At 67.6% G+C, this 13,202-nt stretch carries 10 protein-coding genes; 3 read left to right on the top strand and 7 right to left on the bottom strand.

All coding sequences use genetic code 11. The features are described 5' to 3' along the window. Positions 1 to 8 precede the first annotated feature (8 nt). A complete protein-coding gene (locus EAH76_RS04965) occupies positions 9 to 1,469 on the top strand; it encodes a hypothetical protein (protein WP_241659562.1) in 1,461 nt (486 codons plus the stop codon). A gap of 7 nt (positions 1,470 to 1,476) precedes the next feature. On the opposite strand, the gene EAH76_RS04960 is transcribed toward EAH76_RS04965, so the two are convergent. Both EAH76_RS04960 and EAH76_RS04955 read right to left on the bottom strand, forming a co-directional pair. After that, complete coding sequence (locus EAH76_RS04960; protein ID WP_140848810.1) at positions 1,477 to 1,959, bottom strand: bactofilin family protein; 483 nt, start codon at positions 1,957 to 1,959, stop codon at positions 1,477 to 1,479. A 35-nt stretch (positions 1,960 to 1,994) separates the two neighbouring features. After that, a complete protein-coding gene (locus EAH76_RS04955; protein ID WP_140848808.1) occupies positions 1,995 to 2,774 on the bottom strand; it encodes a hypothetical protein in 780 nt (259 codons plus the stop codon). Between the two features lie 285 nt (positions 2,775 to 3,059). On the opposite strand from EAH76_RS04955, the gene EAH76_RS04950 reads away from it, so the two are divergent. Then, complete coding sequence (locus EAH76_RS04950; protein WP_140848806.1) at positions 3,060 to 3,392, top strand: phasin family protein; 333 nt, start codon at positions 3,060 to 3,062, stop codon at positions 3,390 to 3,392. Between the two features lie 21 nt (positions 3,393 to 3,413). Here the strand turns inward: EAH76_RS04950 and EAH76_RS04945 are convergent, their stop codons facing one another. The 5 genes from EAH76_RS04945 to EAH76_RS04925 form a co-directional block, all read right to left on the bottom strand. Further along, positions 3,414 to 3,932, bottom strand: a complete 519-nt coding sequence (locus tag EAH76_RS04945) for a GNAT family N-acetyltransferase (RefSeq protein WP_140848804.1) — start codon at positions 3,930 to 3,932, stop codon at positions 3,414 to 3,416. Positions 3,933 to 4,021: 89 nt separating this feature from the next. Next, the gene (locus EAH76_RS04940; protein ID WP_140848802.1) at positions 4,022 to 5,512 is read right to left on the bottom strand and encodes an efflux transporter outer membrane subunit; all 1,491 of its coding nucleotides are present in this window, start codon (positions 5,510 to 5,512) and stop codon (positions 4,022 to 4,024) included. After that, on the bottom strand, positions 5,509 to 8,709 hold the full coding sequence (locus tag EAH76_RS04935; RefSeq protein ID WP_140848800.1) for an efflux RND transporter permease subunit: 3,201 nt from the start codon (positions 8,707 to 8,709) through the stop codon (positions 5,509 to 5,511). Before EAH76_RS04935 ends, EAH76_RS04940 begins: the two co-directional genes overlap by 4 nt. Positions 8,710 to 8,718: 9 nt before the next feature. Continuing rightward, positions 8,719 to 9,927 carry an efflux RND transporter periplasmic adaptor subunit gene (locus tag EAH76_RS04930; protein WP_140848799.1) on the bottom strand — a complete coding sequence of 403 codons (1,209 nt, stop codon included), beginning with the start codon at positions 9,925 to 9,927 and terminating at the stop codon, positions 8,719 to 8,721. A gap of 143 nt (positions 9,928 to 10,070) precedes the next feature. Beyond that, entirely contained in the window at positions 10,071 to 10,253 is a 183-nt protein-coding gene (locus tag EAH76_RS04925; RefSeq protein WP_026046530.1) for a hypothetical protein, read from the bottom strand. 104 nt (positions 10,254 to 10,357) lie between these two features. Here EAH76_RS04925 and EAH76_RS24080 point away from each other — a divergent pair, with 104 nt between their 5' ends. Further along, on the top strand, positions 10,358 to 13,138 hold the full coding sequence (locus EAH76_RS24080; protein WP_140848797.1) for a TonB-dependent receptor: 2,781 nt from the start codon (positions 10,358 to 10,360) through the stop codon (positions 13,136 to 13,138). Positions 13,139 to 13,202: the final 64 nt, after the last annotated feature.

The raw sequence follows: 13,202 nt of genomic DNA, 5'->3' as shown, positions 1-13,202 counted from the left end.
GGCGCGTCATGCCTGACGGTATGACGCGCGCAACCGAGCCACCGGCCCCGCCGCCGCGTACCGATCTTGTCGCGGCGGCACGGATCGGCGGGGCGACGTTGCTGCTGCTCGCGGGCTCGCTTGCCTTGTTCTGGCCGGGCGTGGCGACCTACGACGGCATCGCGCAGTTCGGGCAGGCGCTTGCCGGCCAATTCGAGGATTGGCACCCGCCGATCATGGCCCGGCTGTGGCAGGTTCTGCATGGCCTGTTCGGCGGCGAGGCGGGGCCGATGCTCGCGCTCCAGATGACGCTTTATTGGACGGGCTTCGGACTGCTCGCCGCGACGCTCGCGCGCCTGGGGCGGCGCCACGCCGCGGTGAGCGTGCTGGGGGTCTCGGTGCTTCCCCTGTTCCTCGGGTGGCAGAGCGTGGTGCTCAAGGACACGCAGATGCTTGGCGCGATGCTCGCCGCGGCGGGGATCATCGCCTGGTGGCGGTTGCGTGGCGTACGGCTGCCCGTCTCGGCGCTGCTCGCGGTCGGTGTCTTGCTGGCCTATGCGACGCTGGTGCGCTCCAATGCGGTGTTTGCGACGGTGCCGCTGGTCGTGATCCTGTTCGGCCCGGCGCGGTGGTGGGCACGCGCGCTGCTGACGCTCGGCGGGGTCGTCGCGGTGCTGGGGCTCTCGCAGGCGATCAACCATGGCGTGCTCGGCGCCGGCGCGAGTGGCGTCGAACGGACCGAGGCGTTCTACGACCTGTCGGCGATCGCGGCGCAGGACCCGGCACATCCGGTCGGTCTCACCCCCGGAGAGGCGCGCACGGTCGTCGCACGCAACTGCGTCAAACCCTTCTTCTGGGATCCGCTCGGCACGCCCGACCGCTGCGGGCCGACGCTCGAGCGGTTGCACGGCCTCAGCGCGGGGCCGCTGTACCGGCTCCTTGCAGAGGCGATCGTTCGGCACCCGCTGGCCTATGCGGGGCATCGTCTCGCGCATCTCAATTCGACCGAGCGCTGGATCGTACCAGCCGGCTGGCCGAGCGCGATCCCGCCAGGCGTTACCGAGGCCAACCCCGTCGGCCTGCGCAGCCCCGGGCCAGCCGTGCCGCGCTGGCAGATGCTCGCGCGGTGGAATGCCGAGTCGCCGCTCGGCTGGCCGATCGCGTGGCTCACGCTCGCCCTCGCCGCGCTGGTCGTTGCGGTTCGGCGGCCCCAGGCGCCGCTGCGCGATTTCGCGCTGGCGCTGCTCGCTTCGGCGATCGTGCTCGAGGCGAGCTTCAGCGTGCTCAGCATCGCGTCGGACCTGCGCTACCATCTGTGGCCGATGGCGGCGACGGCGCTGGCGACGATCGTCTTGTGGTCCGAAGCGCGCTGGTCGCGGCAAGCCGTGCTCGGCACCGGCGTCGCGCTCGCGCTGGTGATCCTCCCCGGCGGTGTGGCGCGGTTGCGCCTTCCGGCGCCGCCGACCTCCTATGCCGCGATGCTGCGCTGACGCGCGCTTAGTCCGAGACGGTCTCGATCTGCCGCACGGGCTCGATCTGCCGCAGCGGGGCGACCGCCGTCGCGCGGTCGAAGATGCCGGCGTCGCTACTCTCGGTCACGTGCTTGACCCGTCCATCGATCGACGCGCCGAGCTCGATCGCGATCGTCTCGTACTGCACGTCGCCGAGGATCCGCGCCGAACGCTCGATCGTGAGATGGCGCACCGCGACCGACCCTTCGATCGCGCCGCCGATCCGCGCGGTTTCGGCGATGATCGCGCCGGCGATCCGGCTGTCCTGACCCTGGATCAGCGTGGCGCATTGGACATCGCCCTCGATCCGCCCGTCGATGTGGAGGTCGGCGCTTGCCGTGATATTCCCCGCGACGACCATATCGGCGCTGATCACCGAGAACATCCCGCGCTTGGCGCTTGTGGGAGACGCCAGCAGCGCCCCCGCGGTACCGCCGCCGTCGCGTCCCTTGCCGGTGAATATCGCCATCGCACATGCCCCCTGACTGTCCGTATCGGGGTTGGCTAGCACGTCTCGCGCTGGAGCGGCAGAGGGCCTCGGTGGATCGCACGCGCCATCGCGGGATTGTCGTTGGCGGCGGGCTTGAGCACAATGCGCGCGTGGAGCAGCGTCGCCGCGACAAGCGCGATCGCCGCGAAAGGCGCCGCGGTCGCGCCGCCCAGCCATGCCGTGAGCGCGCCGGTCGTCACCAAAGCGGCGATCCGCCAGCGCGGCGCCCGCGGATCGAGCACCGCGACCAGCCATGCCAATCCTCCGGCGAGCAGAAGGGCCTGCGGTTCGGCGGCCGGCAGGAGGACGGGGAGCATAAGCGCGCAGAACAAGGCCGTATCGAGCAACGCGGCCTGACGGAGCGGTCGCGTCGATCCCCAGGCGACGAACGCGACCGCTGCGCCGAACGCGCTGGTCAGCGCAAGCCCGGCGAGCGGCAGCGTATTGATCCAGGGCAGCGTCCGCACGATCGCCCAAAGCGAGGGCGCTTCGTCCGCCATCGCCAATGGCTGAAGGTCGAGCGACAATGGCAGCCCCCGTGACCGCGCAACGAGCATCGCGAGCGCGAACACCGGGACGAGCGGCAGCATCTGCCACCGCATCCGCGCGCCGATCGCGACCGCCATCACGAACGGCCCGAGGATTAGCGCATCGCCATCGAAGCCGAGTGCCAGCCCATACCAGACCAGCATCGCGCCATAGTGCCGCGCGCTGGCCGCCAGGATTGTCGCGAAGCACGCTGCCGGCCAGAACAGCGCGCCGTCTGCCAGAACGCTGAGCGGAAGCAGCAGCATCGCCGCGGCGCTTGGCGGCGGTAGGAGCAGGGTGGGGGCGGGGCGAACCATCGTCCCGTCTTGTGGCGCGTCGGGGTTGCTACCCCGTTAAGGATGCGCGCCGGCTCGATTTGCGCTTGGCGGGGGAGGTGATTAAGCTTGCCTCCTGCAAGCGGCACAGACCGCGGCAGAGGAGAGTCGGATGCCGTACCCCGTCAGCCTCGCGATCGTCCGCCAGCCTCGCGACGCGTTGCCGGGCAGCACCTGCCGATCCTGTCGCACCCCCCGGGAAAAGGATCCGAGCGCATGACCGACAAGATACGCGACGCCTTCAACGAAAAAGTCGCCGAACCCGCCAAGAAAGCCGGCGAGGCGCTCCGCGACGCCGGCGGCAAGATGGCCGAGAGCGGCTCGGCGGTCGGCATCAAGATGCTCGATCAGGCCGAGGCGAATGCGCGCGAAGCCTTTGCGGCGATGCGCGCCGCGGCGGGCGCGAAGGACTTATCGGAAGTGATGAAGATCCAGGGCGATTTCCTCCGCGATCAGGGCCAGCGCAGCATGAGCCAGGCGCGCGAGATGGGCGAAGTGATCCTTCAGTTCGGCCGCGAAGCCGTCGGCGCGGTCCGCGGCGAGAAATAACGCGGCGGGTCGACCCGTCGCTCAGCGCGCGGGCGGGGCGGTGCGCGCGATATCGTGGCTGAGGATCGCCACGTCGTGCGTGTTGCCCGCCCGATCGCGGACATGGTCCTTGAGCAACGCCTCGGCCCGGAAGCCCAGGCTTTCGAACAGCATGACCGATCCGATCTGGTCGGGAGTCATCTGCGCGCTGATCTTTTCGAGCCGGCGTTCGAGCGCGATCGCATACACGCCCTCGAGCAGGTCGCGGCCGAGACCGTTTCCGCGCTTGGTCGGCGCGACGAGCAGGCGGATCTCGCCGACATGCGCGCTCCAGCCGAGTGGATCGCGTAGCAGCGCGGCAGTGCCGACGAACTTCCCGCCATCTTCGGCAACGAGACTGTCGATATAACCCTCGTCGATCGCCGCGACCCAGGCGGCGATGACGCGAGGATGGCGCAGATCGCGCCCGAGGAACAGGAGATCGTGCTCGGGCAGCGTCTCGGCAAAGGCGAGCATCGCGCCCTCGTCCTTGGGCTCGAACCGGCGGATGTGATAGCCCATCTCGATCGCTCCCCGCGCCGATCCAGGGCTGGATTCCCTAGACTTAGGCGGCGACGCTGCCACGCGCGCCTCGGCTTGTCACGCATTCGTTACGGTTGGGCGGACTTCGGCCCGGCCGCGGTGACGTCGAGCGTCGAATCGCCGCCGAGCGTGCGGTAGAGCGTCACCAGATTGGTCGCTTGCGTGAGCTGTGCCGAGATCAGGCTGCGCTGCGAGGAATAGAGCGATTGCTGCGCGGTAAGGCTCTGCAGGAAGGTGTCGATCCCGCCGCGATAGCGCGCGTCGGACAGGCGATAATTGTCGCTCGACGCCGCCGTCAGCGCGCGTTGCGCAGTGAGCTGCGCGGTGATCGTACCGCGCCGCGCGAGTGCGTCGGCGACTTCGCTGAACGCGGTCTGGATCGCCTTCTCATACGTCGCCAGCGCATAGTCGCGCTGTGCGCGCGATTGCGCGACGCCGGCGCGCCCGGCACCCGCGCGGAAGATCGAATAGCTCGCGCTCGGCGAGACCGAATAGTTGAATGCGCCGCCGGTGAAGAGATTGCCGAGCGAGCTGCTCGCCAGACCCGCCAGCGCCGTCAGCGAGATCGTCGGGAACAGCGCCGCGCGCGCCGCGCCGATCTCGGCGTTGGTCGCGCGCAGTTCATATTCGGCCTGGACGACGTCGGGGCGGCGCAACAGGACGCTCGAGTTGAGGCCGGCAGGGAGTTCGGCGATGGTCGGCGCGGCCTGTTCGATCGAGGCGGGCAGCAGCGCTGCGTCAACCGGCGCGCCGACGAGCAACTGCAGCGCGTTGACGTCCTGCGCGACCAGCGTGGTCTGCGTCGCCAAGTCCGACAGCGCGGTCTGCTCGATGATCCGCGCCTGGTCGAGATCGGTGCGCGCCGCGATCCCGCCATCGACGCGCAATTTGGTGAGCGATACGCTGCGGGCCGCGAGCGCCGCGGTGTCGCGGGCGATCTTGAGCAGGCTGGTGTCGGAGGCATAGGTCAGCCACGCGGTCGCGATGTCGCCGACCAGTGTCAGCCGCGTCGCGCGCGCCGTCGCCTCGGTGCCGAAATACCGGTCCTGGGCGGCGGTCGTCAGCGAGCGGATCCGGCCAAACAGATCGACCTCGAACGCGGTGATCCCGAGACTTGCCGAGAAATTATTGGTCGCGCCACCGTTGGTCGTGACCGCTCCGGTCCCGGTCCCGCCGGTACCCGTACCCACGCCATTCCCCGTATTGGTGACGCCACGCGTCCCGTTGTCGCGACGCGAGTAGCTCGCAGTTCCACCAATCTCGGGGAGCAGTTCGGCACGCTGGATACGATATTGCGCGCGTGCGATCGCGATGTTGGCGGCGGCGGCGCGCAGGTCGCGATTGTTGACGAGCGCCTGCTCGATGACCTTCTGGAGTCGCGGATCCCGGAAGATGTCGCGATAGCTGACGCTCGGCAGCGTCGCCTCGTTCTGCACGAGATAGGCGTCGCCGACCGGCCAGCTCGGCGGCACCGGCAGCTCGGGCCGGACATATTTGGGCGCGAGCGAACAGGCGGACAGCGCTGCGAGCGAGACGAGCGAGACAGTCTTGCGGATCATGCGGTCGCCTCGCCCTGGCCGGTCGGACGCGCGGGGGGCGTCTCGTCGTCCGGCGTCTTATCGTGGTGCAGCTTCTTCGAGAGGCCGCGCGCGCCGCGGCGGATCATCACGAAGAAGAGCGGGATGTAGAAGATCGCGAGGATCGTCGCGGTCAGCATCCCGCCGATCACGGCTGTGCCGATCGCGACGCGGCTGTTCGCGCCGGCACCGGTCGAGATCGCCAAGGGCAACACGCCGAAGATGAAGGCGAAGCTCGTCATCAGGATCGGACGCAGTCGGATCCGCGCGGCCTCGAGCGCGGCCTCGACCACGGGCTTGCCGGATTTTTCGGCCTGCTCGGCGAATTCGATCATCAGGATCGCGTTCTTGGCCGCAAGGCCCATCGTCGTCAGCAGGCCGATCTGCAGATACACGTCGTTCTGCAGACCGCGCAGCGTCACCGCGAACACCGCGCCGACCAGCCCCAGCGGAATGATCAGCAGCACCGCGATCGGGATCGACCAGCTTTCATACAATGCGGCGAGACAGAGGAACACGACGAGCAGCGAGATCGCGTAGAGGAAGGGTGCCTGGCCCGACGACAGGCGTTCCTGATACGACAGGCCGCTCCAGGCGACGCTCGTCCCGGGATATTTCGCGGCGAGCTCGGCCATCTTCTCCATCGCCGTGCCCGAGCTTTGCCCCGGTGCCGCCTGGCCTGAGAATTCGTACGACGAAATCCCCTGGAAGCGCGCGAGCGACGGCGCTGCCGTGCTCCACCCCGTGGTGGCGAAGGCCGAGAAGGGCGTCATCGCGCCGGTCGAGCCGCGGACGTACCATTGCGCGAGGTCGTCGGGCGACGAGCGGTACGGCGCGTCACCCTGGACATAGACGCGCTTGACGCGGCCACGGTCGTTGAAATCGTTGACATAGCTGCCGCCCCACGCGGTCGACAGCGTCGAATTGACGTTCGCCTGGGTCAGCCCGAGCGTGCTGAGCTTCTGCGCGTCGAGATTGACCTGCAGCGTCGGCTGATCGTCGAGATCGGTCGGTCGCACCGCCGCCAGCGTCTTGTCGCCGCGGGCGTCGGCCAGCAATTTGTCGCGCGTCGCCTTGAACTGTTCCCGGCTGAGGCCGCCCGAATTGAGCAATTCCATCGTGAAACCGGTCGACTGACCAAGTCCGCGCACCGGCGAGGGGACGGTCGCGTAGAATTCGACGTCGCGCAGGCCGCTCAGCGCCTTGGTCGCGCGCGAGGTGATCGCGTCGGCGCCGTTTTCGGTCCCCTTGCGGTCGGCCCAATCCTTGAAGGCGATGAAGCCGCGGCCGGCATTCTGCCCGCCCGACCCGCCGCCGCCGCCGGCGACGGTCAGATAGCCGCCGACATTCTTGCCCTCGGGCCCGGAGAAATACTTCTCGATCTCGAGCTGCGCCTTGCGGGTCGAATTGAGCGTCGCGCCCGGCGCGAGATTGTACTGGATCTGCGCGATCCCCTGATCCTCATTCGGCAGGAAGCCGGTCGGCAAGCGCAGGAACAGGATCGCGAGGATCGCGAGCACGCCGGCATAGATCAGCACGAACAGCCATTTGCGGTCGATCACCTTGCTGACCGACGTGCCGTAGCGATCGATCGTCTTGTCGAAGCCGTTGTTGAACCAGTCCTTGGCCGGTTGCGTCTTGCGCGCGAGCCAGCCGTCCTGCTTCATGTCCTGCTTGCGCTTGAGCAGCGTCGCGGTGAGCGCGGGGGTCAGCACCAGCGCGACGACGACCGACAGCACCATCGCCGAGACGATCGTCACCGAGAATTGGCGATAGATCACGCCGGTCGATCCGCCGAAGAACGCCATCGGCAGGAACACCGCCGAAAGGACGAGCGCGATCGCGATCAGCGCGACGGTGATCTCGTTCATCGACTGGATCGTCGCATCGCGCGGCGACATGTCGGGATTCTCTTCCATCAGGCGCTCGACATTCTCGACCACGACGATCGCGTCGTCGACGAGCAGGCCGATCGCGAGCACGAGCCCGAACAGCGTCAGCGTGTTGATCGAGAAACCGGCGAGCGAGAAGATGCCGAAGGTGCCGAGCAGCACCACCGGCACCGCGATCGTCGGGATCAGCGTCGCGCGCCAGTTCTGCAGGAAGACGAACATCACGACGACGACGAGCAGGATCGCCTCGAACAGCGTCTTTTCGACTTCCTCGACCGAAAGCTTGATGAACGAGGTCGAATCCTGCGGGAAGCTGTAGGCATAGCCGTTCGGGAAGGCCTTGGCCGAGCGTTCGATCTCGGCCTTGACGAGTTCGGCGGTGCTGAGCGCGTCGGCGCCCGGTGCGAGGCTAACCGCGATGCCCGCGCCCGGATGGCCGTTGACGCGGCTCGTCACGGCATAGCTTTCGGCGCCAAGCTCGACGCGCGCCACGTCGGACAGATGGACGGCAGACCCGTCCGGCTGCGTCTTGAGCACGATCGCGCGGAACTGCTCGGGGGTCGAAAGGCGCGACTGCGCGGTCACGGTCGCGTCGAGCACCTGCTCGGGCGTGTTGGGGACGCCACCGATCTCGCCCGCGGCGACTTCGGCGTTCTGTGCCGTGATCGCTGTCGTGATATCGCTCGGGATCAGGCTGTAGCTGGCGAGCTTGTTGGGATCGAGCCAGATGCGCATCGCATATTGCGCGCCGAACACGTTGATGTCGCCGACACCCTTGATGCGGCCGATCGTGTCCTGGAGGTTCGAGACGAGATAGTCCGACACGTCTTGGTTGGTCGTCCGGTCGGTCGTATCGTAGATCGCGGCGATCAGCAGGAAGTCGGGGTTCGATTTGGTGACGGTCAGGCCCTGCTGCTGGACCTGCTGCGGCAGGCGCGAGAGGGCCTGCTGGACCTTGTTCTGCACCTGGACCTGCGCGATGTCGGGATCGGTGCCCTTGTCGAAGGTCGCGGTGATCGTCACCTGGCCGCGCGAGGAGGAGCTTGTCGCGAAATAGAGCAGGCCATCGATGCCGGTAAGCTGCTGCTCGATCACCTGCGCGACCGAATTCTCGAGCGTCGCGGCCGAAGCGCCGGGATAGGTCGCGCGGATGTTGACCTGCGGCGGCGCGATGTCGGGAAACTGTTCGACCGGCAGCGTGTAGATCGCGCCGACGCCGGCGAGCATGATGATGATGGCGACGACCCAGGCGAAGATCGGCCGGTCGATGAAGATGCGAGAGATCACCGGGCGGGCTCAGTTCGTCTTGGCGGACGTGTCACCCGCGTTGGGCGACTTGATCGTCTGCGGGGCATTCGCGGCGACTGGCTTGATGGTCTGGTTGACCTTCACCTTGCCGACGCCCTGCGTGATGATCTTGTCGCCGGGTTTGAGCCCGGCGGTGACGATCCAGTCGGTGCCCTGCGTCGTCGTCGCGGTCACGGGACGCTGGACGGCCTTATAGCCGCCCTTGCCGTCGGGGCCGACCACGAAGACCGTCGCTTCACCCTTGGGGCTGCGCGAGACCGCCTGTTGCGGGACGAGGAAGGCGTTGGGATCGATAGATTGCGCAAAGCGCGTGCGGACGAACATGCCGGGGAGCAGGATCCCCTTGGGATTGGGGAAGCGCGCCCGCAGCGTCACCGTGCCCGTCGCGGCATCCACGACGACTTCGGAAAATTCGACATCGCCGGTCAGGCCATAGTCCGAGCCGTCCTCAAGCTTGAGCTGGACGCTCGCCCGCGTCGCGACCGAACCGCCCGAGGCGAGCGCGCGGCGCAGGCGGAGCAGGTCGGCGCTGGCCTGCTGGATATCGACATAGATCGGATCGAGCTTCTGGATCGTTGTGAGCGGATCGGTCTGGCTTGCGGTCACCAGCGCGCCGACGGTGTAGAGCGACCGACCGATCCGCCCGGTGATCGGTGCGGGGACGGTCGTGAAGCGGAGATTGATCTTGGCGGTGTCGAGCGCCGCCTTGGTCTGGGACACGGTCGCGGCGGCCTGGCGCGCGGCGGCGGCGGCGTCGGTATAATCCTGCTTCGCCACTGCCTGCATGTCGGCGAGCGGCTTGTAGCGATCGGCCTTGACGCGCGTCGCCTCGGCATTGGCGATCGCGCTGGCGACATTGGCGTTCGCCTGGTTGGTCGAGGCGCGATAGAGGCTCGGGTCGATCTGATAGAGCGGCTGGCCCTCACGGACCAACGAGCCTTCGGTGAAGAAGCGCCGCTTGATCAGGCCAGTCACCTGCGGGCGGACCTCGGAGCTCTGATAGGCGGCAGTACGCCCGGCGAGTTCGGTGACCAGCGGCACGCTGCTCGGCTGGATCACGATATAGCCGACTTCAGGCGGGCCCTTGGGCGCACCGCGCCCGCCCTTTTCCTGTTTTGCCGCACCACAGCCGCCAAGCAGAAGCGCCGCGGTGCCGACAAACACCACCGCGCGCAGGGAAGAACACTCAACCGCCATCTTGTCCACCGCTTTCAAGGCTGTTCGCGCACGGTGGATACCCTACGCAACGGACGCCAAACGCGACCTGATAGCGGTAGTTCCAGCGGCATATCAACTGTCTCGGTACGGCCGCAATTCGATGGCGGCCACGGCGCGAGTGCTTAGCGTAATTTCGCGATCGTCAGGCCGTCCGCCTTGGCGCGGTCCTTGGTCGATTCCTCGCTGCGTTTCAGCGCTTTGGAAATGGCTTTCAACGCCATGCCCTTTTTCGCCAGCGTATGCAGCTTCTGGATTTCGTCAGTCGTCCAGGGCTGGCGATGGCGTTCGAATCGTTCTTCACTCATGGGGTGGTTCTACGGCAGCTGCTAGGCAAGTGCCAGCGCGACCAGCGCTGGCATACTCTTGCGACAGACGACAGTTAGCGGACCGCAAAGACATAAATGGGGCCATGATGATCCGCACGACCAAATTGTTGACGCTCGCGCTTGCCGCGACCCCGGCATTCGCCGCCGCACAACAGGCGACGCAGCCGGTGCCAGGGCAAGCGACCGGGCAGGCGACGACAAAAAGCGCAACAAAGACGAAGGCCACCAAGGCGCCAGCCCCCGCCGTCGACGAAGCTGAGGATGGCCCCGACATCGTCGTGCGTGGCGCCAAGCAGCCCGGATCGGTGATCGGCGATATCCCGCCCGAACAGACCTTCGGGCCGGCCGACATCCGCTCCTACGGCGTCAGCTCGATAACCGAATTGCTCACCGAACTCGCCCCGCAGATCCGCAGCGATCGCGGCAGCGGCGGCGCGCCGGTCATCTTGCTCGACGGCAAGCGTATCTCGGGCTTTGCCGAAATCCGCGATCTGCCGACCGAGGCGATCGCGCGGGTCGAGATCCTGCCCGAGGAGGTCGCGCTCAAATATGGCTATACCGCCGACCAGAAGGTGGTGAACTTCGTCCTGCGCCGGCGTTTCCGCGCGGCGACCGTCGAGCTGTCGGACAAGCTCGCCACCGAAGGCGGGCGCAATGCGCCGCAGGGCGAGCTCGATCTGCTCAAGATCGCCAATAAGGGGCGGGTCAATCTCCACCTCGAATATCAGCCGGTCGAGGCGCTGACCGAGAGCGAGCGCGACATCCAGCCCACCGTTCGATCGACCACCGCGGGCGCGACGACCGTCGCGACCGACCCGACCGACCAGCGCCCATATCGCACGCTGCTGCCCTCGGGCCGCACGTTCAACGCAAACACGACCTATGCGCGCAGCTTCGGCGACATTTCGGGAACGCTCAACGGCACGTTGTCGGCGAGCGACACGATCGGGCTCAACGGCCTGCCGACCACGACGCTCAACGTGCCCGCGGGCAACCCGTTCTCGGCCGATGCCGTGACCGTCAGCCGGACGCTCGACGGCGATTTCTCGCCGCTCAAGCAGCGCAATTCGACGATCGCGGCGCATCTCGGCACGACCTTCAACGGTTCGCTCAGCAAGGTGTGGCAATGGTCGGTGACGGGCACCTATGACCATTCGGAATCGAAGACGTTCACCGATGCCGGGCTCGACGCGACCGCCTTCAACGCACGGCTCGCCGCCAATGACCCGAACGCCAACCCGTTGGGCACGCTCGGCGCCGCCGATATCGGCACGCGCGCCACGACACGCGCCTATTCGACGTCGGACGAGGGCAAGATCGATGCGCTGCTCACCGGCACGGTGTTCAAGCTGCCGGCGGGCGAGGTTTCGACCAGCGTCCATCTCGGCGGCGACATCAGCAGCTTCGACAGCCGCTCGTATCGCAACGGGCTGACGTCGACCGGCGCGGTGTCGCGCGACATCGTCAATGGCCAGCTCAACATCGACGTGCCGCTGACCAGCCGCGCGAAAGACGTGCTCGCCGCGATCGGCACGCTGTCGGTCAACGGCAATGTCGCGGTCAACCATCTCTCCGATTTCGGGACGCTGACCACGCTGGGCTACGGCCTCAACTGGTCGCCGATCGTGCCGGTGCGGATCATCGCCTCGGCGACGACGCAGGATACTGCGCCGAGCGCGACGCAGCTCGGCAATCCGCAGATCGTGACCCCCAACGTGCCGGTGTTCGACTATGTGCTCGGGCAGAATGCCAGCGTGACGACGATCTCGGGCGGCAACCCCAATCTGATCGCGAGCACCAGCCACACCTACAAGCTGAGCGCGTCGGTCAAGCCGTGGAGCACGAAGGATCTGTCGCTCACCGCGACCTATATCGACGCGCGGATCGACAATCCGATCGTGGCTTTCCCCACCGGCACGGCCGCGATCGAGACCGCCTTCCCGTCGCGCTTCACCCGCGTCCGCGACGCGAACGGCGATCTGGTGCTGACGCAACTCGACACGCGCCCGATCAATTTCGCGCAGAGCAGCCGGTCCGAGCTGCGCTGGGGAATCAACTTCTCGATGGCGCTCAAGTCGAAGCTGCAGAAGCAGATCGAAGCGTGGCGCGCCGGCACCGGGCCCAACCCGTTTGCCGGGATCAAGATCCCCGAGAGCGTCCAACGGCAGATCGCCCAGGCGCGCGCTGAGCGCGGTGGCGGCGGCGGCGGCCCGGATGGCCCCGGTGGGCCGGGCGGCGGTGGACCAGGTGGCGGACCGGGCGGTGCTGGGCCAGGCGGTCCCGGCGGTCCCGGCGGTCCCGGCGGGCCGGGCGGTGGCCCGGGCGGCGGGCGCGGCGGGTTTGGCGGCTTCGGCGGCGGCGGTCGTGGCGGTGGCGGCGGGCGACTGCAGTTCGCGCTCTATCATACCTGGCACTTCACCGATCGCGTGCTCGTCCAGCGCGGCGGGCCGTCGCTCGATCTGCTCAACGGCGACGCGATCGGGTCGAGCGGCGGGCAACCGCGGCACGAACTCGAAGGGCAGGCGGGGTATAACAATAACGGACTGGGCGTCCGTCTCTCGGCCAATTGGCAGAGCGCAACCGACGTCAATGGCGGGACGCTCGGCAACCCGCAGAACCTGCACTTCTCTGCGCTCGGCACGCTCGGCGTGCGGCTGTTCGGCGACCTCGGGCAGCGCATCGAGCTGGTCAAAGCGCATCCCTGGATGCGCGGGATGCGCGTCGCGGTTGCGATCGACAATCTGTTCGACGCGCGTCAGCGCGTGACCGACGCGAACGGAACGACGCCGGTCGCCTACCAGCCGGATTATCTCAACCCGCTCGGTCGAACCGTACGCCTATCGATCCGCAAACTGTTCCTCTGACGCGGGCCAAGGTTCTTCCGACATCGACCTGGGCGCGGCTCTTGCGCCCGGGTCGCGCTGCGGC

The organism is Sphingomonas glacialis (genome assembly GCF_006439055.1).
GTDB classification, from domain to species: Bacteria; Pseudomonadota; Alphaproteobacteria; order Sphingomonadales; family Sphingomonadaceae; genus Sphingomonas; species Sphingomonas glacialis_A.
This window is presented reverse-complemented; position numbering and strand designations above follow the sequence as displayed.

Excerpts from the sequence above, each read along its gene's own strand:
- EAH76_RS04955 (WP_140848808.1), bottom strand. The coding sequence starts at position 2,774 with ATGCTGCTGCTTCCGCTCAGCGTTCTGGCAGACGGCGCGCTGTTCTGG.
- EAH76_RS04960 (WP_140848810.1), bottom strand. The coding sequence starts at position 1,959 with ATGGCGATATTCACCGGCAAGGGACGCGACGGCGGCGGTACCGCGGGG.
- EAH76_RS04940 (WP_140848802.1), bottom strand. The coding sequence starts at position 5,512 with ATGATCCGCAAGACTGTCTCGCTCGTCTCGCTCGCAGCGCTGTCCGCC.
- EAH76_RS04945 (WP_140848804.1), bottom strand. The coding sequence starts at position 3,932 with ATGGGCTATCACATCCGCCGGTTCGAGCCCAAGGACGAGGGCGCGATG.
- EAH76_RS04965 (WP_241659562.1), top strand. The coding sequence starts at position 9 with ATGCCTGACGGTATGACGCGCGCAACCGAGCCACCGGCCCCGCCGCCG.
- EAH76_RS04930 (WP_140848799.1), bottom strand. The coding sequence starts at position 9,927 with ATGGCGGTTGAGTGTTCTTCCCTGCGCGCGGTGGTGTTTGTCGGCACC.
- EAH76_RS04950 (WP_140848806.1), top strand. The coding sequence starts at position 3,060 with ATGACCGACAAGATACGCGACGCCTTCAACGAAAAAGTCGCCGAACCC.
- EAH76_RS04925 (WP_026046530.1), bottom strand. The coding sequence starts at position 10,253 with ATGAGTGAAGAACGATTCGAACGCCATCGCCAGCCCTGGACGACTGAC.
- EAH76_RS24080 (WP_140848797.1), top strand. The coding sequence starts at position 10,358 with ATGATGATCCGCACGACCAAATTGTTGACGCTCGCGCTTGCCGCGACC.